The 23,425-nt window shown below is 58.4% G+C and carries 25 protein-coding genes; 7 read left to right on the top strand and 18 right to left on the bottom strand.

All coding sequences use genetic code 11. From position 1 onward, the window contains the following. Window positions 1-358 precede the first annotated feature (358 nt). On the bottom strand, window positions 359-1,267 hold the full coding sequence (locus IV01_RS07210; protein WP_032630207.1) for a LysR family transcriptional regulator: 909 nt from the start codon (window positions 1,265-1,267) through the stop codon (window positions 359-361). Between the two features lie 111 nt (window positions 1,268-1,378). On the opposite strand from IV01_RS07210, the gene IV01_RS07215 reads away from it, so the two are divergent. Both IV01_RS07215 and IV01_RS07220 read left to right on the top strand, forming a co-directional pair. Beyond that, the gene (locus tag IV01_RS07215) at window positions 1,379-2,575 is read left to right on the top strand and encodes an MFS transporter (RefSeq protein WP_032630200.1); all 1,197 of its coding nucleotides are present in this window, start codon (window positions 1,379-1,381) and stop codon (window positions 2,573-2,575) included. Window positions 2,576-2,737: 162 nt separating this feature from the next. Continuing rightward, window positions 2,738-3,832, top strand: coding sequence for a diguanylate cyclase (locus tag IV01_RS07220; protein ID WP_032630199.1), 1,095 nt, complete (start codon window positions 2,738-2,740; stop codon window positions 3,830-3,832). A 143-nt stretch (window positions 3,833-3,975) separates the two neighbouring features. Here IV01_RS07220 and IV01_RS07225 read toward each other — a convergent pair whose 3' ends face one another. The 6 genes from IV01_RS07225 to IV01_RS07245 all read right to left on the bottom strand — a co-directional run bounded on the left by IV01_RS07225 (window position 3,976) and on the right by IV01_RS07245 (window position 9,135). After that, window positions 3,976-4,698 (bottom strand): hypothetical protein, encoded by a 723-nt coding sequence (locus IV01_RS07225; protein WP_032630198.1) that lies wholly within the window; start codon window positions 4,696-4,698, stop codon window positions 3,976-3,978. 376 nt (window positions 4,699-5,074) lie between these two features. Next, complete coding sequence (locus IV01_RS07230) at window positions 5,075-5,539, bottom strand: VOC family protein (RefSeq protein ID WP_032630197.1); 465 nt, start codon at window positions 5,537-5,539, stop codon at window positions 5,075-5,077. A gap of 34 nt (window positions 5,540-5,573) precedes the next feature. After that, window positions 5,574-6,023 (bottom strand): YybH family protein, encoded by a 450-nt coding sequence (locus IV01_RS07235; RefSeq protein ID WP_032630196.1) that lies wholly within the window; start codon window positions 6,021-6,023, stop codon window positions 5,574-5,576. Then, window positions 6,004-6,393 (bottom strand): YciI family protein, encoded by a 390-nt coding sequence (locus IV01_RS0125345; RefSeq protein ID WP_050507823.1) that lies wholly within the window; start codon window positions 6,391-6,393, stop codon window positions 6,004-6,006. Before IV01_RS0125345 ends, IV01_RS07235 begins: the two co-directional genes overlap by 20 nt. 93 nt (window positions 6,394-6,486) lie before the next feature. Beyond that, window positions 6,487-7,725, bottom strand: coding sequence for an RNA polymerase sigma factor (locus tag IV01_RS07240; RefSeq protein WP_032630205.1), 1,239 nt, complete (start codon window positions 7,723-7,725; stop codon window positions 6,487-6,489). Window positions 7,726-7,824: 99 nt separating this feature from the next. Further along, window positions 7,825-9,135, bottom strand: coding sequence for an MFS transporter (locus IV01_RS07245; protein ID WP_032630195.1), 1,311 nt, complete (start codon window positions 9,133-9,135; stop codon window positions 7,825-7,827). Window positions 9,136-9,584: 449 nt separating this feature from the next. Between IV01_RS07245 and IV01_RS07250 the strand changes: the two genes are divergently transcribed. Further along, window positions 9,585-9,890, top strand: a complete 306-nt coding sequence (locus IV01_RS07250) for a PepSY domain-containing protein (protein ID WP_032630204.1) — start codon at window positions 9,585-9,587, stop codon at window positions 9,888-9,890. A gap of 132 nt (window positions 9,891-10,022) precedes the next feature. On the opposite strand, the gene IV01_RS07255 is transcribed toward IV01_RS07250, so the two are convergent. Next, window positions 10,023-11,174 (bottom strand): PQQ-dependent sugar dehydrogenase, encoded by a 1,152-nt coding sequence (locus tag IV01_RS07255; RefSeq protein ID WP_032630194.1) that lies wholly within the window; start codon window positions 11,172-11,174, stop codon window positions 10,023-10,025. A gap of 54 nt (window positions 11,175-11,228) precedes the next feature. Beyond that, window positions 11,229-11,543 carry a hypothetical protein gene (locus tag IV01_RS07260; RefSeq protein ID WP_032630193.1) on the bottom strand — a complete coding sequence of 105 codons (315 nt, stop codon included), beginning with the start codon at window positions 11,541-11,543 and terminating at the stop codon, window positions 11,229-11,231. A 307-nt stretch (window positions 11,544-11,850) separates the two neighbouring features. Between IV01_RS07260 and IV01_RS07265 the strand changes: the two genes are divergently transcribed. Next, window positions 11,851-12,954: a DNA alkylation repair protein gene (locus tag IV01_RS07265; protein ID WP_032630192.1), complete on the top strand. Its 1,104-nt coding sequence runs from the start codon at window positions 11,851-11,853 to the stop codon at window positions 12,952-12,954. Between the two features lies 1 nt (window position 12,955). On the opposite strand, the gene IV01_RS07270 is transcribed toward IV01_RS07265, so the two are convergent. After that, window positions 12,956-14,140, bottom strand: coding sequence for a sensor histidine kinase (locus tag IV01_RS07270; protein WP_032630191.1), 1,185 nt, complete (start codon window positions 14,138-14,140; stop codon window positions 12,956-12,958). A gap of 195 nt (window positions 14,141-14,335) precedes the next feature. Here IV01_RS07270 and IV01_RS07275 point away from each other — a divergent pair, with 195 nt between their 5' ends. After that, window positions 14,336-15,172, top strand: a complete 837-nt coding sequence (locus IV01_RS07275; protein ID WP_032630190.1) for an AraC family transcriptional regulator — start codon at window positions 14,336-14,338, stop codon at window positions 15,170-15,172. A 52-nt stretch (window positions 15,173-15,224) separates the two neighbouring features. Then, the gene (locus IV01_RS07280; protein WP_032630189.1) at window positions 15,225-15,830 is read left to right on the top strand and encodes a LysE family translocator; all 606 of its coding nucleotides are present in this window, start codon (window positions 15,225-15,227) and stop codon (window positions 15,828-15,830) included. A 102-nt stretch (window positions 15,831-15,932) separates the two neighbouring features. Here the strand turns inward: IV01_RS07280 and IV01_RS07285 are convergent, their stop codons facing one another. The 7 genes from IV01_RS07285 to IV01_RS07315 all read right to left on the bottom strand — a co-directional run bounded on the left by IV01_RS07285 (window position 15,933) and on the right by IV01_RS07315 (window position 21,921). Next, window positions 15,933-17,108 carry a PAS domain-containing sensor histidine kinase gene (locus tag IV01_RS07285; protein WP_032630188.1) on the bottom strand — a complete coding sequence of 392 codons (1,176 nt, stop codon included), beginning with the start codon at window positions 17,106-17,108 and terminating at the stop codon, window positions 15,933-15,935. Next, a complete protein-coding gene (locus tag IV01_RS07290; RefSeq protein ID WP_032630187.1) occupies window positions 17,098-17,919 on the bottom strand; it encodes an alpha/beta fold hydrolase in 822 nt (273 codons plus the stop codon). Before IV01_RS07290 ends, IV01_RS07285 begins: the two co-directional genes overlap by 11 nt. A 213-nt stretch (window positions 17,920-18,132) precedes the next feature. Next, window positions 18,133-18,570, bottom strand: a complete 438-nt coding sequence (locus IV01_RS07295; RefSeq protein WP_032630186.1) for a nucleoside deaminase — start codon at window positions 18,568-18,570, stop codon at window positions 18,133-18,135. A gap of 30 nt (window positions 18,571-18,600) precedes the next feature. Then, window positions 18,601-19,101 carry a hypothetical protein gene (locus IV01_RS07300; protein ID WP_050507820.1) on the bottom strand — a complete coding sequence of 167 codons (501 nt, stop codon included), beginning with the start codon at window positions 19,099-19,101 and terminating at the stop codon, window positions 18,601-18,603. 93 nt (window positions 19,102-19,194) lie between these two features. After that, the gene (locus tag IV01_RS07305; RefSeq protein ID WP_032630185.1) at window positions 19,195-19,737 is read right to left on the bottom strand and encodes a GNAT family N-acetyltransferase; all 543 of its coding nucleotides are present in this window, start codon (window positions 19,735-19,737) and stop codon (window positions 19,195-19,197) included. Window positions 19,738-19,903: 166 nt separating this feature from the next. Next, window positions 19,904-20,917 carry an ABC transporter substrate-binding protein gene (locus IV01_RS07310; RefSeq protein WP_032630184.1) on the bottom strand — a complete coding sequence of 338 codons (1,014 nt, stop codon included), beginning with the start codon at window positions 20,915-20,917 and terminating at the stop codon, window positions 19,904-19,906. A 212-nt stretch (window positions 20,918-21,129) separates the two neighbouring features. After that, window positions 21,130-21,921, bottom strand: coding sequence for a phosphate/phosphite/phosphonate ABC transporter substrate-binding protein (locus tag IV01_RS07315; RefSeq protein ID WP_032630183.1), 792 nt, complete (start codon window positions 21,919-21,921; stop codon window positions 21,130-21,132). A 368-nt stretch (window positions 21,922-22,289) separates the two neighbouring features. On the opposite strand from IV01_RS07315, the gene IV01_RS07320 reads away from it, so the two are divergent. Further along, window positions 22,290-22,712: a GNAT family N-acetyltransferase gene (locus tag IV01_RS07320; RefSeq protein ID WP_032630182.1), complete on the top strand. Its 423-nt coding sequence runs from the start codon at window positions 22,290-22,292 to the stop codon at window positions 22,710-22,712. A gap of 126 nt (window positions 22,713-22,838) precedes the next feature. On the opposite strand, the gene def is transcribed toward IV01_RS07320, so the two are convergent. Further along, window positions 22,839-23,378, bottom strand: coding sequence for a peptide deformylase (gene def, locus IV01_RS07325; protein ID WP_032630181.1), 540 nt, complete (start codon window positions 23,376-23,378; stop codon window positions 22,839-22,841). Window positions 23,379-23,425: the final 47 nt, after the last annotated feature.

Genomic DNA, 23,425 nt, shown 5'->3' with positions numbered 1-23,425 from the left:
GCGGGCAAGCCTCGCTCCAACGGGAAACTCAGTCGCCTGTTGGAGCCGAGCTTGCCCGCGAAGAACGATGACGCGATGCGCCTGGTGTGCCGCGTACCCTTGTGGGAGCGGTGCTTGCCCGCGAAGAACGATGACGCAGTAGGGCTGATGAACCGGGGTGTCTGGTTCGCGGGCAAGCCTCGCTCCAACGGGAAACTCAGTTGCCTGTTGGAGCCGAGCTTGCTCGCGAAGAACGATGACGCGATGCGCCTGGCGTGCCGCTCCCACAGGTGTGATCTCAAATATTGGCCAGCGCGTACTTCAGCTTGTAGGCAACCACAGGATCTCCGGCAGGGGCATGTCTTCTATTTAAAAACCCTCAATCCATCCGTAACGCCTCACACAGCAGCTCCACCAGCTGCTGCACTTTTGGCAGGGATTCGCGCTTGCGGGGCCAGGCCAGGTGCAGGTCCAGGCCTTCGGTGGCCAGGTGCGGGAGGATTTCCACCAGTTCGCCCCGTTGCAGTTGGTCCTTGATCAGCCAAGTGGCCAGTTGGGCGACGCCGCTGCCAGCCACCACCGCCGCGACCTGGGCTTCGCCATTGCCGACGACGATGCGGCTCTCGACCGTGCGCAATTGGGTCTGGCCCGTGGCGTCAAGGATCACCCATGGACTGGTGCTGCCGAAGGCGTTGCCATACAAAATGCAGGCATGTTCGGACAATTCTTCAAAGGTCGTCGGTGTGCCATGACGGTGCAGGTAAAGAGGTGCTGCGCAGAAAATCACCCGCTCGGTGCCCAGATAGCGATGGCCCAACGTCGCGGGCCAGGCGGCGGGACCGCCGATGCGTACGGCGATGTCGATCCCCTCTTCGATCAAGTCCACAAAGCGATCGGTAAAGGACACATGGGGGCGTAACTTGGGGTGCTGTTCGGCGAATTCCAGGATCAACGGCAAGACGTGGATCCGTCCGAACGAGGCCGGCAAGTCTACCCGCAGAAGCCCGGCCGGCTCTGAGCGTTGCGCGGCCAGCGCGGTTTCGGCGTCCTCAAGCTCAGTAAGGATGCGCGTGCAGACGTCGTAGTACGTCGCCCCTTCTTCGGTGAGCGCCAGGCTGCGGGTGGTGCGCTCGAACAGGCGCATGCCGAGCCTTGCTTCAAGGCGGGCGATGCTTTTGCTGACGGCGGAGTTGGTCAGGTTCAGACGCTCGGCCGCAGCCGTGAAACTACCGGCGTTGGCGACGGCGACGAAGCTGGAAATGCCCTTGAGACGGTCGGCGGAGATCATGGCATGCATCAATTATTGAAATGAATTCCATAATGCACGGAAAAAACGCCAAAGATAAGAATCGCTTTCTCGAATAGGCTAGCGCCATCTTTTTACTTTGAGTTATCCCCGATGTCTTCTCTGGATACCACTGCGGCAGGTTCTGCCAGCGGCGCGAGCGCGACTGGCGCAAACATGGCGATTGCGATTCTGGCCCTGGCCGGTTTTGTCATCGTCACCACCGAATTTCTGATCATTGGTTTGCTGCCTTCCATGGCCCGCGATCTGGGGATTTCGATCTCCGACGCGGGCCTGTTGGTCACGCTCTTTGCTTTCACCGTAATGCTGTTTGGCCCGCCGTTGACGGCCATGCTCTCGCACCTGGATCGCAAGAAAACCTTCGTCGCGATCCTGATCATCTTCGCGGCCTCCAACGCCCTCGCTGCACTGTCGAGCAATATCTGGGTACTGGCGTTCGCCCGCTTCATTCCAGCCTTGGCGTTGCCGGTATTCTGGGGTACGGCGAGCGAAACAGCCGGCATGATGGCCGGGCCGAAACAAGCCGGTAAAGCTGTCGCCCGGGTGTACCTGGGGATTTCCGCTGCCATGCTGTTCGGTATCCCACTGGGGACCCTGTTTGCCGATGCAGTCGGCTGGCGCGGCGCCTTCTGGGCGTTGACCGTGTTGTCGCTGCTGATGGCCTTGCTGTTGTGGATGGTCATGCCAACGATTGCCCCCACGGAAAAAGTCGGGCTGGCGAAACAGGCAAAGATCCTCGCGGACCCACGTTTCATCATCAATCTGCTGCTGTCGATTTTGCTTTTCACCGCTATGTTCACCGCTTACACCTACCTGGCCGATACCTTGGAGCGCATCGCCATGGTCCCGTCGGCACAGGTCGGCTGGTGGTTGATGGGCTTTGGTGCGGTCGGCCTGATTGGCAATAACCTGGGCGGACGCTATGTGGACAGCAGCCCTTTAGGTTCGACCATTGTGTTTGCATTGCTGCTGGGTGTGGGAATGGCTGCCAGTGTTCCGGCAGCAGGGTCCATCCCGATGCTGGGTGCCGTACTGGTGCTCTGGGGTGTCGCGCATACGGCGCTGTTTCCCATCTGCCAGATCCGCGTCATGCAGACCGCGCCCAAGGCTCAGGCCCTGGCCGGTACGTTGAATGTTTCGGCAGCTAACGCCGGGATCGGTCTGGGTTCGGTGATCGGAGGGCTGACTATCGAGCAATTGGGGCTGTCGTCTGTTGGCTTGGTGGCAGCAGCGATTGCACTCCTCGCGATCGTAACGGCGCTGATAGCTGTTCAGATGAAGCATGACTGAATGATCAAAATGCTCGAAGTGTCACAAACCGCGACAATTTGTGACGCTATTGTTCAATAATGGCAAATGGCTCTTCCCAGTATGCAGTGGGAGGGCCAAACTCCGCTATTTGCGTCCAGGCCCAAGTTTCGAGGCCAGCAAATGAAATATCGGTAGAGCGCCATGGTAAGTCATGAAGGTAGAGGGCACTCCTTTGCCAAACGAATATATTGGGTACGCAGCCTGGGTGTTGGCATTGGTTTCTTCAGTGTCGCGGCCACTATGTATCCGTTGCATCCCCCCCTCTGGGTCTGGGCGGTCATGCTCTGCAACGCGATAATCTGGCCGCCGATTGCCCTCTGGCTGGCCACGCGTTCACGCCAACCATTCCACGCCGAACGCCGCAATATCCTCGTTGACTCCCTGGCCGGTGGATTCTGGGCCGGGGCCATGGGATTCAACCCCTTGCCCACCGTCACCGTGCTGGCGATGATGGCGATGCATAACCTCGCCGCAGGCGGCAAGCCCTTGTTTTTGCGTGGCATTGTGGCTCAGATCGCCGGTGCATTGATTTCCGTGTTGCTGTTCCATCAACCATTCGTTTCCTACAGCTCACCGCTGCAGATCTATGCCTGCCTCCCGGTACTGATCGTGTATCCCATGTTTGTTGGCTATGCCAGTTACCAATTGGCGGTCAAGCTCAGCGAGCACAAGCACATTCTAGGAAAGCTCAGCCGCACTGACAGCCTGACCGGCCTGATCAATCACGGTTCCTGGAAGGACCTGCTGCAGCTGGAGTTCGCCCGCTGTGAGGCGTTGTCTCGCGAGACCTCCATCGCCCTGATCGACATCGACCACTTCAAGGCCATCAATGACACGCACGGCCATATCATCGGCGACAGCGTACTTAAGCGCTTGAGTGCTGCCCTGATCGCCAGCCTGCGTGAAACGGACCTCGCCGGACGCTACGGCGGTGACGAGTTCTGCGTGATCCTGCCCAATACCAGCGCAGCATTGGCTTGGCAGATACTCGAACAGCTGCGCAGAAATGCACTTGAGGTGCGTAATCCTCACCTGCCGCATCTGGAACTCAGCCTGAGTATCGGCATCGCCACTTATAGGCCGGACATGACTGATGCCGCCTGCTGGCTCAATGAAGCGGACAAAGCGCTTTATATCGCCAAAACAACGGGCCGTAACCGAGTGTGCCTGGCAGAATCAAACGTGATCGACTTCCCCAGATCAGGTTTCGGAAACGCAGCGCTGGAACATGAATAAGCGTTGTATCTGACTTGGTGTCTGGCGTTGCAGGAGCTCACGAGCAGCGCGAGGCAGCGATAGCGGTGTTCAGACAGATCGCTATCGCTGCCTCGCGGTACTCGTGAGCCCCTACAGAAAATATTTCAACTCAGTACTTCTTTTTAAGCCGGATCCGTCATACCGGTCAGGCAGAGATTTTCCAGCAGCCATTGCGGCGGATGATCATCCAGCAACTCCACCACAGTCTTATCAAGTTTGAGCGGGCCGTAGAGGGCTTCTTCTCTATTTAGATGACCTTGTTGAACAGTGCGGTAATCCAGCGGATAGATACTTCGCTCAATCGGCATAAGCGCATCGAAATGTTCGAGCAGTCCAATAAAAACCAAACGCCGTTCTACGGTATGCCGGGTTGTGGCAATAAGTTTGGCGAAATACGCGCTGTCCTGCTGACGAAGCGCGTGGGCGGCGGCAAAGCGTTCAGCCAAGGTATAAGGCGCAGCATCGTCGAACACCACACAGCACAACAATCTGCGGTTCATCCCGTTGAATGGGTTGGCGGTGGCCTTATAGCGATGATGCAGGGCCAACACGAAATGAGCGCTCTTCTCCGCAAGCTGCCTGTGCCGGGCGCCACCCGGTACTTGCGAGTGATCCAGACCCGGCGCTTTCCTGCCCACCTTTGAAACTCGCAGTGAAAACCTCTCCAGAGAGCCTTGAGGCCCAAGCAGCCAAGCCTGCAGATCACACAGCTGAGATTTCGATAGAACCTCCTGCTTTGCGGCCAACAGTGTGAAAAGCTGACGAGTATCAGCTCCCGGCAAAAACGCCGCATGCCTGAATGACGGACACGACTGATCGGCGGTTCTCTTCAACATAACGCCCATTGAAAACTTCCTTTTATTATTAACAAGCTTTAACGCACAGCACTTATTGCGCCTATGAAGGCACGTCTTGCAGCGCCCTGACGAGCACTTCCCGACCCCAATCAATAACGAACGATCATTGTAAATAGTTAACCAGAAGAGGACCTCCCTACACACCCGCGAGGAACAACCTTCGAATTAAAAACCTCGCCCATCCGTATTAGATCACCAAGCCCACGCAACACTTGTGTCGAACGAAAAGATAAACGCCGAAAATGATAATTACAATCAGTTGGCACAAATAAATTGGATCCACAGCAGACTTACTTAATTAACTCTTATTTCTCAACAACAATAGGAAACAACCCACATCATCAATCGACATGGGCTGACAGACTTAAGACTGTTTGAACATTTCTTCGGCTCGACGGCGTATTTCTTCGGGTGCGATGTCCTCTTTGTGGGTGGCGATAAACCACACATGGCCATAGGGATCCCTCAGCGTGCCGCTGCGATCACCGTAAAACTGATCCGCCATGGGCATGATTTGTTCGGCCCCAGCATCCAGAGCCTGGTTGAACACCTGATCGGCATCGTCAACGTAGAGATACAGGCCAGACGGCACTTTGCTGTCGGCGGCCGGGCTGCCCAACACCCCCTCCTCGCAGGGTTCGCCCAGCATCAGCATCGAGCTGCCGATGCGCAGGGCGGCATGTCCGACGCGCCCGTCAGGGGTGTCGAGGCGGAAGTCCTGAGTGGCACCGAAGGCTTTTTTGTAGAACTCGATAGCCCCGGACGCGCCTTTCACACCCAAGTAAATGGTCAGGCTGCGATAGTCGTCGGGTACGGATTGAACACTCATTTTTTGTTCTCCGGATTCGTGAAACGGTTACCGGTCAAGGCTTAAGGTCAAACAGCGCCTTGCCGCTTTCCATATCGAAAGGTGCCGAGAAATGCTCATGGACGGCTTTCCAGCCCTCGGCCGTGCGGCGGAAACCTGCGCTGGCGCGCATCCATGACGACTTCATCTCGCCCTTCTCATCGGCGCCACCACAACTGTTCAACCAATGGGCGAACGCCAGTTGCTGGTCGCCATGCACCACCAGTTCGCTCTGCTCGAAAATCATCGGGCCCGGACACATACCCAGGCAGAACTCCCAGTGCTTGCCATAGGCTTCAATGCCCTTGAACTGCAGTTGAATGATGGCGTCATAGGCGACGATTTCCGGGTCGTAATACGCCATGATCGCCTCGATATCCTTGTCCCGTATGGCAGCGCTCCAGTGCTGAATCAGCGTCTGGATCTGCTCACGGGTGCTTTGCTGCTCAGCTGTGTTGACGTTCATAGGTGGTGTTCTCGCTAGCGGACTGTTGCAAGTTGAGGGTGCGTACTGGCCGAACTTCCACACTGCCCACACGAGCGGCGGGAACATTCGCCGCGATGTGAATGGCTTCGTTGAGATCCTTGGCGTCAATCAGGTAGAACCCGGCCAGTTGCTCCTTGGTTTCGGCGAAGGGACCATCGGTGATCAGCACTTTGCCGTTGCGCTTGCGCACGGTGGTGGCCGTCTGCACCGACTCCAGGGGCTCAGACGCCAACATGTGGCCGCTGGCTTGCACCGACTGGGCGTAAGCAAGACATTCATCATCCCGAGGGCTGTCGGGATGCGAGTGCAGGGTCTGTTCGTCGCTGTAAATAAGGCAAAGGTATTTCATGGCGTCCTCCATTACCGGCATTTGCAGGGATTAGTCGCTTGGAGATGGAGGAAATCGACAGCCTGCAGCGACTGTTTTGGGAAGTATCTGCGGTTAGCTGTTTTGGTCGGCCTGCAGGTCGTCCAGACAGCGCTGAAGAAATTGCCGGTCGACGGTCTGACGTGCCAGCTGTATGGCTTTGCGGTAGGCCACGCAGGCCTCGGCAATGTCCCCGCTACGACAGCAGAGGTCGGCTTTGGCGGACCAGGCAAGGTGATAATCCTGTAACTCGCCATTGCTCAATAGTGTTTCGATCAACGCCAGGCCTGCCTTAGGGCCGTGCAACATGGCAACGGCAACAGCCCGGTTGAGTGCCACCACGGGAGATTCGGTCAAGCAGATCAGCACATCATAAAGGCCGACAATTTGCGCCCAATCGGTGTCCTCGGCGTAGCCAGCGTCGGCGTGTACTGCTGCGATGGCGCCTTGCACGCTGTAGGCGTTATAGCGTCCGGAGCGCAGGGCTTTTTCGACCAAGGCCTGGCCTTCAGCAATCATCTGGCGATCCCAGAGACGGCGGTCCTGGCTGTCGAGCAAGACCGGCTCGCCGCTGGCGGAAATCCGCGCAGCGCGCCGGGATTCAGTCAGCAGCATCAACGCCAGCAACCCGCAGACTTCAGGCTCGGGCAGCAGCTCCAGCAGCAGGCGGCCCAGACGAATCGCCTCGCTGGACAACTCACTGCGCAGTAACTCGTCGCCCGAAGATGCGAAATAACCCTCGTTGAACACCAGATAGATGACCCGCAACACCGCGTCCAGCCGCTCGGGCAGTTCGCCGAGCGTCGGTACTTCGTAAGGGATGCGCGCGTCGCGGATCTTGTTCTTGGCGCGCACGATACGCTGGGCCACGGTGGAGGGCGTGATGAGAAAAGCGCGGGCGATTTCTTCGGTGGTCAGATCGCAGACTTCGCGCAGGGTCAGCGCGACCTGAGCGTCTTCGGTCAGTGCCGGGTGGCAGCAGGTGAAGATCAGCCGCAAACGGTCATCTTCGACGCTGTCCAGATCCGGCTGCTGCGTGTGCATCTGGCCTTCCAGCTCGCGAGCCATCTGTGCCAGCGACGCGTCGAAACGAGAGCGACGACGCAGGCTGTCGATGGCTTTGAAGCGTCCCGCCGAGATTAGCCATGCTCGGGGATTGTGCGGTAAACCGCTTTGTGGCCATTGCTCGACGGCCGCAATAAAAGCGTCCTGCAAGGCTTCTTCGGCCAATTCGAAATTGCCCAGCAGGCGGATCAGCGTCGCCAGCACCCGACGCGATTCCTGGCGGTACAGGGCCTCTACTTCGGCGTTGATCGCCTGAACATTGTTGCTATCAAGATCACGGTTCATGCCGGGCTCTCGTGGGGTCTGAATGAAGATTAGCTTCATCCAGACCGAACAAGAGGCAGGCCGTCAGCTACCCAGCAACACGGCGTCGACCTTCATGCCGCGACGCAGCCCGAAGACCGTGGCGGTCAGTAGCCCGACGGCGCCCATCACCGCCACATAGACCACGCATACCCACGGGCTCCAGGGCATCAGGGCGATCAGCATCAGCGGCGTGGTGCTGGCCCAGAGTGCGTAAGCAATGTTGTAGGTGAACGAAATGCCCGACACGCGGATATCTGCTGGAAACAGCCCCACCATCACCGACGGCACCACGCCGACAATCCCACATGCCAGCCCGGCCACTGCGTAGGCAATGCCCGGCGCGGGCCAATGGCCAATCAGGCTGGCATACAGCAGACCGATGCCCAGGGGTAATAGCGCGCTGTAAAACATCACGGCCCGCCACGCGCCGATCCGGTCAACCAGCCTGCCGGCCAGCACACAGCCGATATTGAGGAACACAATGCCAAGGCTGCTCAGGGCGAACGTATGGCTGGCGCTCATGCCGAAGCTTTTCTGCATGACCGTGGGGGTAATGACCACCAGCACCACGACCGCCGACGTCAGCACGCAGGTCAGCAACGCGGCGGGCAGCAGCGACTGACGGTGTTCACGCAACACGGCTTTCAACGGCAACTCGGTGACGGTTTCGCGTTGAGCCTGCATGGCCATGAACACCGGGGTTTCACTCAGCCAGCGACGCAACCAGACGCCCACTACGCCAAACACCCCGCCCAGCAGGAACGGAATGCGCCATGCCCCTTCGAGGATTTCCGCCGGGGTGAAGACTTTCGCCAACCAGGTTGCAACCAGCGCCCCCAGCAGATACCCGAAGGTCAGACCGGCCTGCAACACACCCAGGGCATAACCGCGATGGGATTTGGGCGCGTGCTCTGCGACGAATACCCACGCACTGGGCACTTCGCCACCCACCGCTGCACCTTGCAGAATGCGCAATGCCAGGAGGATCAGCGGCGCCCAGTAGCCGATCTGTGCATAGGTCGGCATCACGCCGATCAGCAGGCACGGCAAGGCCATCATCAGAATGCTGAGGCTGAAAACGCGTTTACGGCCCAGCTTGTCGGCGAAATGCGCCATCAGGATGCCGCCCAGCGGACGTGCCAGATAGCCGGTGACGAAGATCCCGAAGCTTTGCAGCAGGCGCAGCCATTCAGGCATTTCCGGCGGGAAGAACAGTTGGCTGAGGGTCAGCGCAAAGAATACAAAGATGATGAAGTCATAGATCTCAAGCGCCCCGCCCAGCGCCGCAAGGCCCAGGGTTTTGTAATCAGCACGAGACAGCGGCTGGGGGCGTGGTCGAACAATGGCCGTCATATGAACCCCGGACACGATTAAGAGTTGAGCGCGACAACCCGTCGCAGGGCGCGAAGAATAGCAAACTCAAGGGCGATGGGTGTTATGGGTTGCTGACTGGTTGGTCGAGTACGCATACCACCGAACCCGTGGGAGCGAGCTTGCTGGCGAATCAGACAAACCGCGTCGCTGCCATCGCGGGCAAGCACCGCTCCCACAGACGACCCCTTAACCTGTTGGAGCGAGGCTTGCCCGCGAAGCCGTCGACGCGGTCCGTCAGGCCAACTGAGGTGTTCTTATGTCAAGCAAGCTATTGAAGCGACATTCGCTGGCTCTTACTCAGAAAAACACCCTTCATTTAACATTAAGGATGAATTAAGTAAGTGTGGTTAATCTGGCTTCAACCAGACAAGGGAACGATTCGCTTCCCGCTGGATCTCAACTACCAGATCAATCAGAAGGAACGAAAAATGAAAACTCTATCTGCCATGTTTGCTGCCCTTGCCCTGACTACCGCTGCCGGTGTTGCTCAAGCTGATATCGGCCCGGACGAAGTGGTCCGCCTGCATAAAGCCGGGACGGTGATGGACTTCGAAAAACTCAACAAACTGGCGTTGGACAAGCACCCAGGCTTCACCATCCACGACACCGAGCTTGATAAGCACGCTGAGCGTTACGTGTATCAAGTTGAACTGCGCGATGCCAAAGGCGTGGAATGGGATGTAGACCTGGATGCCAAAACCGGTGACATCCTGAAAGACAAACAGGATAAGTAAACACTTATCACACCATGCGCATTACTCTGTAGGAGCGAGCTTGCTCGCGATTCGATTTGATCACGATGATTTATCGTCTGATCTAACGTTATCGCGAGCAAGCTCACTCCTACAGTTAATTGCAGATTGAAACTATTGCTTCAACCCAACTTTCAAAAGTTGCCCGTCACCCTCGTCGGTCAATACATAGATATAACCATCCGGCCCTTGGCGAACATCGCGGATGCGTTTCTTCAAATCCCCCAGCAAACGCTCTTCATGAACAATCTTGTCGCCCTGAAACTCCAGGCGGATCAGCTCTTCGCTTGCCAGTGCACCGATGAACAGATTGTGATCCCAGGCCTTGAAGCGTGAGGCATCGTAGAACGCCATACCGCTGATGCCAGGTGACTTCTGCCAGACGTGAAACGGCTTGATCGTCCCTTCGACAAACTCACCTTTTGATTCGGAAATAGGTACGCCGGAATAGTCGATGCCGTGGGTTGCCAGCGGCCAGCCGTAATTCTGTGCGCGTTCGATGATGTTCACCTCATCACCGCCTTTAGGTCCGTGTTCATTGGTCCACAAGGTGCCGGTCCAGGGGTTCAAGGCTGCGCCCTGCTGATTGCGATGGCCATACGACCAGATTTCCGGACGCACATTTTTCTGGCCTACGAACGGATTGTCCGGCGGTACCTTGCCATCGGCGTACAACCGCACGACTTTGCCCTGCAGCTTGTCCAGGTCCTGGGAAGTCGGGCGATTGTTGTTTTCGCCCAGGGCAATGAACAGGTAACCGTCGCGATCAAAGACCATCCGCGAGCCGAAGTGGTTGCCCACTGACAGCTTGGGTTGTTGACGGAAGATCACGTTGAAGTTTTCCAGCTTGCTCAGGTCGGTGGACAAGCGCCCTCGCCCTGCCGCCGTCCCGCCTTTGCCGTCCTCACCCACTTCGGAAAAAGTCAGGTAAACCATGCGGTCGGTGGCGAAGTCGGGGGAAAGCACCACATCCAGCAGACCACCCTGACCCTGAGCCCAGACCTTGGGCACACCGGACAGCGGCTTGGAAAGAGTACCGTCAGGCGCAACAATCCGCAGGTTGCCTGACTTCTCCGTGATCAGCATGCCTTTGTTGTCCGGCAGGAAAGCCAGCGCCCAAGGATGATCCAGCCCCTTGGTCACTTCTTCGACACTGATAGTGCCCTGTTCGCTTTTGAAATCTTGAACGGGTCCTGCAGCAGCGTTCAGCGATAACGTCAGAAAGGCGCTGGCGCAAAGTGTAGCGATCAAGGTTTTGCAATGCATGGACGATTCCTTATGTGCATGAAAATGCCCGCGGCGGACGGGGGAATGAAAAACTCAATCGGTGGTTTTGCGGTCGCCGCCCGACGGCCTGACAGGCTGCTGACGATCAGGATAGCCGTTACGGATGCCGCCGTTCTCCAGGGTCGGGGGGCGCGGATTGGGCGCAGTACTTGGGCCACGCACCGGCGGGATACTCGACTCAGTGCCCTGACGGCTGTTGGGATTGGCGCGGTGGATGGGGCTGTTATTCGGGTTGCCGTTATTGATCGTGCTGTTAGGCAAGGTCTGGGCCTGGGAAACACTGGCCAGGCCGGTCAAAAATAGGCCGCTCAGCGTGGAGATTGCTAAAAGTCGCGCAGAACTGTTCATCACTTACCTTCTGTGGGAAACGGTAACGATTCAGGCGTTTGATGGCGATTACCCACGTAGGTTCGCCTCAGGCCGGTGTGATGGGCAAGTGAAGCGGTTTCAAGTTTGTAACAAGGATGTGCAATGAGACAGACTGCCGTAGGAGCGCGCTTGCCCGCGATGGCTTCCAGACAGGCGACAAATGTGGCGGCTCTGAAATCGCATCGCGGGCAAGCGCGCTCCTACAAGGTCCGTGTTTGCTCCGTGACAGCATGGCGTCAGGGACATTGCGCGAGCTCCTACCAAAATGTGTTAACTGGGAAATACCATGACCGATACCCCGCAAGCCGCTCCGGCGCTCAAAGAAATATTTAACCTGGCCCGGTTGCAGCACATCGCCGAGCAGACCACGGCGGTTTATCCGGGGTTCGATACGCCCGCGTTTCTGGCCCACGTCGCCCACGACCTGGACAGCCAGTCGTTGATGCAGCGCCTCAACCGCGTCAGCCGCGGCCTGCATGCCGGGCTGCCGACCGATTATCCCGAGGCGCTGGCGATTCTCTATGCACTGGCGCCACGCTTGAACAGCAGTTTTGTCAGCCTGATCCTGCCGGAATACGTAGCGCTTTACGGCCAGCACGATTTCGAGCGCTCGATGCAGGCGTTGAAATTCTTCACGACGTTCGGTTCGTCGGAGTTTGCCGTGCGGCACTTTTTGCGCCTGGATTTGCCCCGCGCACTGGGCATCATGCAAGGCTGGTCGCAGGACGAAAACGAGCATGTGCGACGCCTGGCCAGTGAAGGCAGCCGCCCGCGCCTGCCGTGGTCGTTCCGAATAGAGCCGTTGTTGGCCGACCCGTCGCCGGTGCTGTCGATCCTGGAGAACCTCAAGGCCGACAGCAGTTTGTACGTGCGCAAATCTGTGGCCAATCACCTCAACGACATTACCAAGGACAACCCTGACTGGGTGCTCGACTACCTGGAAGGCTGGTCACTGGAGAACCCGCACACTGCCTGGATCGCCCGACATGCACTGCGCTCGCTGATCAAGAAAGGTGATCGCCGGGCGCTGGGGATCATGGGTGCAGGTCACAGGGCGGATGTGCGGGTGGATCAGCTCAGCGTCTCGCCGCAGAGCATTCGGCTGGGCGAAACCCTGAGTCTCGAATTTCGCGTGACCTCGACGTCTGCGCGAAGTCAGCGCCTGATCATTGATTACGCGATTCACTACGTGAAAAAGTCCGGCGGCACCTCGGCCAAGGTCTTCAAGCTAAAAACCCTGGAGCTCGGTGCCGGCGAATCGCTGATCGTGACCCGCAAACCACAACTGCGCAATTTCACCACCCGGGTGCATTACGCCGGCAGGCACGAGCTGGATGTGCTGATCAATGGTGAATGTCTGGGCAAAGGCAGTTTCGATCTGCAGCTCTGATTCAGATCAGCGGCATGCTGAAGGTGAAAGTGGTGCCGTCATCCCGGGTCGAGCGCACGTCCAGCCTCCCACCATGGGCCTGAGCGATCTGGCTGGCGATATAGAGACCAAGCCCCAATCCGGCCTGCGGCTCTTCTGCGCCCGGTCGTGAATAAGGCTGGAACAGTTGTGGCAAAACATCCTCGGGAATCGGCTCACCCTGGTTACTTACGCTGATACACAGCTCGCCCACGGCAATACCGGCCGCCACCTCAACTTCACCATTGGAGTCGCCGTGGGCGATGGCGTTGGCTACGAGGTTGGATAGCAGCTGAGCGATGCGCTCACGATCACACCGCACTTGCTCAAGGCCGGCAATGCTCGAACGAATCCGCCGCGACGGGTGAATGTGCTGCACTTCGGCAACCACATGCTGCAACGCGGCTTCCAGGTCGTCGCATTCACACAGGCTCAGCGGAATACCGTGGCCCAGACGCCCTCTGGCGAAATCGAGCACGTCATTCACCAGGTGCGAAGCGCGCTTGCCGGAGGTGAGAATATGCTGGGCGATCCTGTGTGCCTTTTCGTCGAGCGGCTTGCGCAGCAGCAGCTCGGCACTGGCGGTAATGGCGAACAACGGGTTGCGCAGATCATGTCCCAGCACGGCGATAAACTGCTCGCGCCACTCGGAGACTTCACGCTCGGCGCGCAGATCCTCTCGGGCGCGTTCCAGGCTTTCCTCGGCTTCGATCTGGATCGCCAATAGCCGCGCAAACGAAGTCATCATCGACTCAATGGAGGTGTTTTTCAGTTTGGCGGGGTTTGGATCAAGGGCGCAGATGGTGCCAAAGAATGAACCGTCGGAGAGGAACACTGGCACCGATATGTAGCTCTGAAACTTGTAGATCTGCGGCGTGTGATGCAGCCGATACTTATCGTCCTCGCTGACACAGTCGATAATCACCGACTCATGCAGTTGAGAGGCATGGATTTCATGGCAGATGGTGGTGGTCAACTCCAGCTCACCGCCCGGTTGCAAGCCAAAATCGAGCTTGTCGAGCACCGCACAAGCGGTCCAGGATGAATCGGTGACACGCGCCACGGCTGCAAAACCCATGCTGGTGGTTTCGCTGATGACTTGAAGAATGGCAGGTACAGCACTTATCCGACCGATTATCGCTACATCGTCGGCGATGGATTGCCTCATGTCAGTCCTGTATGCGTGAGTGGTAATTGGGAGCAATGGTAATGCGAAAATGCCGAGGCACCACGACTGTAGCGCCTCACTGCACAAATCTTCCAGACTTTCGGCAGAACTTCGGACCAATATAATCCAGACGGATGAAAATCCAGCAAGCATGCACTCATTTGCATAGCCAAACCTTTTTAGCAGGAACTCACCATGACCAGCAGCAACTGGATCGACTTGAAGCAGGACGCAGACTCCGGCATTGAGACGATTCGGGCGCATTTTGAAGGTCATGCCTACGATCCGCACTGGCATGACAGCTATCTGGTCGGATTTACCGAGCAAGGGGTGCAGCAATTCCATTGCCAGCGGCAGCAATACATCAGCACGCCAGGCCGGGTGTTTCTGCTGGAGCCCGGTGAGATTCATGATGGCGATGCTCCGACCCCAGGAGGTTTTACCTACCAGACGCTGTACCTGGACCCGAAGTGGCTGGACCGCGAGCTGCATTCGCTGTTCGAGCAGACACCCAGCCATTGCCAACTCAGTTTCGCCGCGACCCAGGCCGACGATTTGCGCCTGGCCAACGCCACCGCCAATGCCTTCCGTTCGCTGCATGGTCAGGAAATGCGCATCGTGCGCCAGACCGCACTGGATGATCTACTGGCCAATCTGACCGGCCACCTGCGTTGGCGAACCCTGATCAATCCGGATCCGCGCCTGCCCCTGGTGGCGCAGACTGCCAGGGATTTCCTGCACGGTCACATGACCCAGGACATCGGGCTGGATGACTTGGCGCGGGTGACCGGTGTCGACCGCTTTCGTCTGACCCGGGCCTTCAAGGCCGCCTTCGGGCTGGCGCCCCACGCCTATCTGATTCAACTGCGGCTGGCCCAGGCGCGACGTCTGCTCGCGGGCGGGCAATCCCCCGCAGAGGTGGCCGCGAGCCTGGGTTTTGCCGACCAGAGTCACTTGGGGCGCTGGTTCCGCCGTGCCTACCGCGTGACGCCGGCCGACTACCGAAAGCGCTGCTCAAACCTTCCAGACTGACGCACCGGCGGCGGCGATGATCGACTGACGATCAATCACCCAGAGTTGTGTCATGGACGCGTTCTTGCCCTTCATGCTGTTTGCCTTTGTTTCCTCGATCACGCCGGGGCCCACCAATATTCTGGTGCTCACCAACACCTCGCGACACGGCCTTTTGGCCGCCGTGCCTATCGTGATGGGAGCCTGCGCGGGCGCCGCCGGGCTTGTGCTGCTGGTGGGAACGGGGGTCGGGGATTTTCTGGCGCGGCATCAAATCCTTCAGACCACCATGTCGTGGATCGGCATCGCCTGGCTGAGCTGGATGGCCTGGCAGATTTTCCGTGCGCCTCCGGCAGCCATCGAGATAGAAGGCACCGACAGCAAAGGCCCGCGCCTGGGGCTTTGGGGAGCGGCGAGCCTGCAACTGGTCAATCCTAAAACCTGGATGATGGCGTTGGCGGTGGTCAGCGTATTCGCCGGAACAGAGGCCGATCGCACGTTACGAGTCGTCTATCTGGCGCTGCTGTTTTTCGCCATCGCCATCCCCTGCATGACCGTCTGGGCCTTGCTGGGCGTGAGCGCCAACCGGTTTTTCCGCTCGCCGCTAAGCATGCAGCGCTTCAACCGCTGCATGGCGGGGTTGTTGCTGGTGTCGACGTGGTTGACGGTGGTGGTGTGACCTGTTGGAGCGAGGCTTGCCCGTGAAGAACGATAAAGCGGTGTGCCTGACTAACCGCGTCGGCTAATTCGCGGGCAAGCCTCGCTCCAACAGGGAATCTCATCACCCCACCGGCCGCGCCAGGCTCGCCACGAAGGTGGTGCCTTCTTCCTCGCTGGAGCTCAGGCTGACATCCCCCCAATGCGCCCGGGCGATTTCCCGGACAATGAACAGACCGAGCCCGACGGTATGCGCATCATTATCTTCGGCGACGCCATACAGCATGGGTTCAAACAAACTGCCGACAAGCTCCGGCCCAATGGGTGCTCCGTGGTTGTGGACCGAGACCTTGATCCACTGCGCTTCAAACGCCGAGGTCACGACGACTTCACTGTCGGGAGCACCATAGGCCACGGCATTGCTGACCAGATTTTCCACCAGCTCGAATAATCGATCGGCATCGGCGCTGCACGCCCCTTCCCCTTCGATTCGATGAATCAGCGTGCGGTCAGGGAACATCAGCCTGAGTTCTTCCACGCACCGGCCTATCACCTTATGCAGGTCGATGGCTTGGGGCAGCACGGTAATCCCCCGGCCGACCCGAGCCTGGGTGAAGTCCAGCAGGTTGACGATCAGCCGCTGGGCACGTTCCACCGAGACCATCACGTGGTCAAGGCTGCGCTGTTGCCGCTCGCTCAACGGGTCCAGACCAATCAACCCGGCGGCCATCTTGATCGCTGCCAGGGGATTGCGCAGGTCATGGCTGACGAAACCAACCATCTGTTCAGCGAAGGTTGCACGGATGTCCGCTTCAATCTCGGCCAGACGCAGGCGGTTCTGTGCGGACGAGAGTTCCTTCTGCGAGGCCAATTGCTGCAACAACAGCTCTTCAGCCATCTTTCGCGAGGCCGTCAGCTCCCGCTCGTAGGTGGTCCGCTCCTGGGCGCCGAACAGCGCCAGTTCCTGGATCACGCCGTGAGGGGTCTGTCGGCGAACGGCATTGACGATCACGCTAATGCCGCTGCCGTCCTGACGCAGCATATCGAGTTTTACCTCGGCCACCGAGCCGCGCAGTTGCAGTAACGGCAGACAATGGGTCTGATAAAAGAGCTTCCCGCCCATGCTTAAAAGATCCTGAAACCGGCGGCCCAACAGCGCTTCGCGGGGCATGCCCAGCCAGCGGCAGAAAGTCATGTTGGCGCGTTTTATCGTGCCGTCGTCCAGGGTCAGCAACAAACCACAGGGCGCGTTCTCGATCAGCTCATCGCTACCCGGCAGGGCGTCGACATCATTTAACAAAAGCGACTACTCCAGAAGCGGCGAGGAATTCGTCAATGGCGGCGATGCAGGCATTGGGTGCGCTCATGTGCGGACAATGGCCGACATTTTCGATGCGACGCAGGGTGCTGCCGGCAATCACGCGATGGAGAAAATCCCCGACCTCTACCGGCGCGATGAGGTCGTCACTGCATTGCAGGATCAGGGTATTGGTGGTGAGCCGTGCAACCTGCTGGCGATGGTCGGATGTGAACGTAACCCGGGCAAACTGCTTGGCGATTTCCGGGTCGGCGCGGCAGAAACTGTCGGCCAGCTCCTGGCCCAGCTCCGGATGCTCGGGAGCGCCCATGATCGCCGGCGCCATATTGCCCGACCAGCCCAAATAGTTGCTGTCCAGTGCCTCCAGCAACGATTCGATGTCTTGCGGGCTGAAGCCGCCGTGGTAGTCACCGTCGTTGATGTAGCAAGGGGACGGACCGATCATCACGTGGGCGTCAAAATGCCCCGGGTCCTTGAGATCAGCAAGGACGGCGATCATGGCGCTGACCGAATGTCCGATATGAATCAAAGGCCCCGGCCCGGCAAACTCGTTGACGATTTCCAACAGGTCGTTGGCGTAGCCGTCCAGGGAGTCATACCTGCGTGGATACCAGGCGGAAATATCGGACCCGCCGTTACCGACCATGTCGAACAGCACCACACGGTATCGCTCGGCAAACAGCGGCGCCATGAACCGCCACATATTCTGATCACAGCCAAAACCATGGGCAAACATCAGCGTGGCGGGGCCTTCGCCCATGACTTTTACGTTATTGCGAAACTGCACCGACATCCGAAATACCCATCAGACGAATGGATTTAATGAGGCCAGATTAGCATCGTTCAGGCGGGTGGGAACTCATATGAGTGTTTTTGTGCGGGGTAAAGTTTTTCTCAAGGGTCGTGATGCGGGCTTGCGGCCATAAAAATCTCCTGTGGGAGCGCACTCCCATGTGAGTAACGCAATTTGATCCAGTCAGCGGTGTGTATCTCAGGGCCTGACGGTCTACTCCCCGATATCCTCATTCCACAACTCGGGTTTGCTGGCGATGAAGCCTTTCATCATGTCCACGCAGGTGGCGTTGTGAATCACCTCGACGTTCACACCCCGCGAACGCAGTAGCTCTTCTTCGCCCATGAAGGTCTGGTTTTCGCCGACGATGATCTTGCGGATGCCATACAGCAGGATCGCGCCGCTGCACATCGAGCACGGCGACAAGGTGGTGTAGAGCACGGCATCGCGGTAGACGCTGGCGGGTTGGCGGCCGGCATTTTCCAGGGCATCCATTTCGCCGTGCTTGATGGCACTGCCTTCCTGCACACGGCGGTTATGCCCGCGACCGATGATTTTGCCGTCATGCACGATCACTGAACCGATGGGGATGCCGCCCTCCTCCAGCCCGAGTTGTGCTTCGTCGATCGCCGCCTGCATGAATGGGTCCATGGGTTTACCTCCAAGTGAGTCAATTGTTAATCAGTGGGTAAGCGAAGCCTGCGCGTTGTTCAGCGCCTGGGAAACATAGTCCCTGAGCAGGTCGGCAGAACGCGCCTTCATGTCCATGCCGACATCATTCTGTTTGGCCCGCAATTTATTGGCCAGCATCGGTGGATCAGCGCCCTTGTTCATCGCCTGCAACTCCTCAGCGGTGAATGACAGAGCGTAAGCCGCCGCCAGATTGCGGTCCCATTGCGCCTGGAATTGGGGCTGTAGACGTTGCAGCTCATCCTTAACCAGCGCCTGAGCCTGTGTTTTGCCAATGGCCTCGACAATGCTGCCAAAGGCGGGAGTCCGGGAAGCCACTTGATAACCCAGCCAGCCAAGGCTTTCACCCAGGTGTCGCTCCTGGACAAACGCCAGCGCGCTATCGTCCACCTCGGATGCCTGAGCATTTCGTACGAGGGTGCTGGATACACTGATCAACAGCACGAAAGCCAGGGTCAAACCCGCAGCGGAAACCGGCTTGCGGAACGTCATGATGCCTCCCGTTTATTCCATGACTGCCTTGTGAACCTAGCAGCTACAGCCCGCTCTAGCATTATCGGTGTCGCTACCTGATAACCCGTGACGCTAACGAATCTCTTCCGTCAGCCATTGTTCGCGGGTCATCCTATAGATTCGCACGGCCAGCCGATGGTACTGGCTGTAAACAAAACTGCTGAAGCCTGTCTTCTGTATGACCCGCACGGATGCCGCATTGCCGGGCTGGACGATGGCGATGATCGACCCCAGGCCAAGCTCTCCGAAGCCATGCTCCAGCGTGGCGCGGACGGCCTCTGTGGCCAAGCCACGCCCCCAGTAATGCGGCGCCAGTCGATAGCCCAGTTCGATCTCATCGGCGCCATCGACCCGCTCCTGATTGAGTCCGCAAAAACCCGCCAGTTCGCCACTGGCCTTATCGACTATGGCCCACGGCCCAAAGCCAAAATCGGCATAAGACTCCATGCACCACTGGATGAACTCATCGGTGGCGTGCGCAGTCATCACGCCTCGCACGGAATAGCGCATCACCTCGGGGTCGGCCAGGATCGCGGACAGAGCCTGGCCATCTGCGAGGGAGAGTTCCCGTAGCGTGAGGTGAGCGGTTTGGAACAGGCCGTCAGATGCGTTCATTGGAAATGCTTAACCCGTTTATTCATGACACCTGTGCAGGAGCTCACGAGCAGCGCGAGGCAGCGATAGCGGTGCCATCGCGGCCTCGCGGTGCTCGTGCGCTCCTACAGGGATCGCGTTTGCTGTGCGACAGCGCGGCGTCAAATACGGGGCGCATCGAGTGTATTCAAAGGCTACTGGCGACCTTGCCGGCCACGTCTGCTGGCAGCCAGGCTTTCCAGACTTCAGGGTGTTCCTTTAGAAACGCCTGAGCGACGGCTTTGGGTTGTTCGCGTTTTTCGCTCATCTGGCCCAGGGTCTGGTTGAGCAGATCGATGGGCAGATCAACTTTCTCGAAGAAGGCCACCAGATCCGGGTACTGTTTATGGAACGGATCGGACACGCCGATGCTCAGGTGCGGCTCAAGTGAACGGGTGCCCTTTGGGTTCGGGTTGTTGGCATCGGCGAGGGTTTTCCAGGCTTCGGCATCGAACGGCGGCTCTTCCAGTTTGATCAACTTGAAGCGTCCCAGCAGCGGCGTTGGCGACCAGTAGTAAAACAGTACCGGCTTGCCACGATGGATCGACGAGCTGATTTCAGCATCCAGCGCCGCGCCCGAACCGGTACGGAAGTTCACGTAACTGTCGGTCAGGCCATAAGCCTTGAGTTTTTGAGTGTTGACGATCTCAGAGGTCCAGCCGGTCGGGCTGTTGAGGAAACGGCCTTGCTGTGGCGATTCCGGGTCTTTGAATACGTCCTTGTAGCGTGGCAGGTCGGCGACTGACTTGAGGTCCGGCGCCAACGGTTTGATGCCTTTGGCGGGGTCGCCCTTGATCACGAACTCCGGCACCCACCAGCCTTCGGTGGCGCCTTTGACGATGTTGCCCAGGCCGTGAACCTTGCCTTCGCTTTGCGCCTTGACCCACGCCGGACTGCGCCCGGCCCACTCTTCACCAATGACCTGAATGTCGTTCTTGGCCAACGCGGCCTCCAGGCTCACGGTGCTCCCCGGCAAGGTGTCAGTGGGGTAGCCATAGCCCTTTTCGACGATGGTGCGCAGAATTTCAGTGATCAGGCTGCCACTTTCCCAGGTGATGTCACCGAAATGGATCGGCGTAGCTTTATCCGCCGCAGCCACAGGCTGGCCAAGTAGACCGAGCGCCAGAAGCGAACAGCCGAGCAGGGTTCTGATTGATGTCATGGTCACCTCTGGTTTACATGGGAAATTAGCCAATAGCGCTATCACCTGTAGGAGCGCACGAGCACCGCGAGGCCGCGATTGCGGTGTGTCAGACAAATCGCCATCGCGGCCTCGCTTTGCTCGTGCGCACCTACAGACGCGCTGCGAAACGATTTGAACAGTTGAAGTTATCGACATCGCAAAAGGCAGATTAGTTGTGCTGGAGATGTATGTCAGGCGAACAGCGATGGCAAACCCAGGTTGATGGCCTGCTGCTGATAATCGAGCAATACCTGATAATCCGCCATGCTCGCGGGCTGTACGTGGGAGATGGCCAATACATCGGCGACTTCGGGCAGGTCCAGCAGCGCTTGATTCATCGCCTGACGGATGCCCTCGGCTTGTGCCGCGTCGAGGCTTCGCGCCGTGATAAACGGCAGGCACGGACTGGCGGCGCTGCGGGCGAGGATGCGTAGGCCAGCGATTTCTTCGCTGCCGTCACGGGCCAAATAGTCATAAGTCACACTGTCGATGGCCGTCAGATCACCGCGCCGCTCCTTGAGCCCGCGCAGGCTCAGGCGATGACCGCCGGTGAGGGAGACATCAGCGAAGAAACGCCCGTCACGTTGCAGCGGCGCCAAGGCATGGCGCAGCAGGTTCATGCCGGAGTTGGAGTCTTCACTGTTGATCAGGCCATGGCTGCCGAAAAATTCTTGCAGTTCAGTCCGGGGATCGTCAGCGCGCACCATCAACAAACTGCAATGGTTGCCTGCGGCGCTGTGGGGCAGCTCGTACACCGGGCGACCCACCAGCCGCACGTTGTCGCGTAACAGGGTCATTAGCGGATAACCGCAGGTTTGTGCCAGCAAAAGATGCTTTGAGAGCCAGAGGTCGGGCAGTTCCAGCGCTGCCGCCTCACGTTGTACGCCGAGCAATTGGCAGATGCGCCCAAGCCAGGCCTCGCTGGCCAGCTGGACGCGGTCGGGGGCGGTGTACATGGAGAGTTGGGTGAGGGTTTGGATCATCGTTTATGCGTGCTCAATTTGATAATCCTTTCCCGGTGGGAGCGGTGCTTGCCCGCGATAAGGGCACCGTGATTTAAAGTCAAACCGCGTCCAGCCCTATCGCGGGCAAGCACCGCTCCCACTTCAGACATCAAAACCCTAAAACACTTCGATCAATGCCCAAAAAGCCCGGTATCGGATTTCTTGGCTTTTTTGTCAGCGCGTTTTTCGTCGAGGGTCTTGGCCGGCTTTTTCTTTGCTGCTTTCTTTGAATCCATGCCTTTGCTCATGATGCGTGCTCCACGTTGAGGGATCCGACCTTTGTTATACACCCATTGAGCAATCCACCCGCGTTATCATGCGCAGCTTCTCACCATGCTGCCTGCCCCATGCCTGACATCGAATTCGTCCTGTTGCCCGAAGTGTGCCAGCCCTTGCTGGACAAGTTCTACCGCAGCCATCGCTCTGCCATGCGCTCATCCAGTGGCGCGCAGATGTGGGTGGCCAGGCAGCCGGACATCATTGGCGCGCTGTGCTTGAGGCCTGTGTCGGGCGGGAATTGGCTGACCGGTTTGTTCGTGGAACCGGAGCGGCGCAGCGAAGGGATTGCGGGGCGATTGATTGCCCAGGCATTGAAGGATTCAACCGGCACGGTGTGGCTTTTCTGCGATCCGGATCTGGCTGGCTTCTACGAGCGGCAAGGCTTTGCGTTGACCGATGATCTACCGCAATCGCTGGCAGAAAAGCTGATGCGCTACAGTCGGGCCAAGGCGTTGGTGGCGATGTCATCGCGGCCTCCGAATAACCTGTAGGAGCTCACGAGCAGCGCGAGGCAGCGATAGCGTACTGCCTGATGCACCGCTATCGCGGGCCTCGTAACCTCGGTGCGCTCCTACCGTATTGAGGTGTGCCTGAAAAAACTGACAACCTGGAGCGACTCACTCATCCGCATTCGGGTCCATGTCCGGAAACATCACGTCCATAAAGCCGAACTTGCTGAAATCAGTGATGCGCGAAGGGTATAGACGGCCAATCAGGTGATCGCACTCGTGTTGCACCACCCTCGCGTGAAACCCGTTGGCGATTCGCTGGATCGGCTGACCGTCGGGGTCGAACCCTTCGTAACGAATGCTCTGATAGCGGTCAACCGCGCCACGCAGGCCGGGCACTGAAAGACAGCCTTCCCAGCCCTCTTCCATCAACGGGCTCAAAGGCGTGATCAGTGGGTTGAGCAGGATCGTCTGAGGCACTGCTTCGGCGTCGGGATAACGTTCGCTGCGTTCAAAACCAAAGATCACCACTTGCAGATCAACGCCGATCTGCGGTGCTGCCAGACCAACGCCGCCGACGCTTTCCATGGTCTGGAACATATCGGCAATCAGGGTCTTGAGCTCGGCAGTGCCGAACATCGATTCGGGTACCGCTGGGGCGATGCGCAGCAAGCGCGGGTCGCCCATCTTCAGAATGTCGCGGATCATGACAGCGCGTATCCATCGATTGAAAACATCATCCTGCCATAGTTGCA

This window comes from Pseudomonas syringae, from assembly GCF_000737245.1.
Lineage (GTDB): Bacteria > Pseudomonadota > Gammaproteobacteria > Pseudomonadales > Pseudomonadaceae > Aquipseudomonas > Aquipseudomonas syringae_J.
This window is presented reverse-complemented; position numbering and strand designations above follow the sequence as displayed.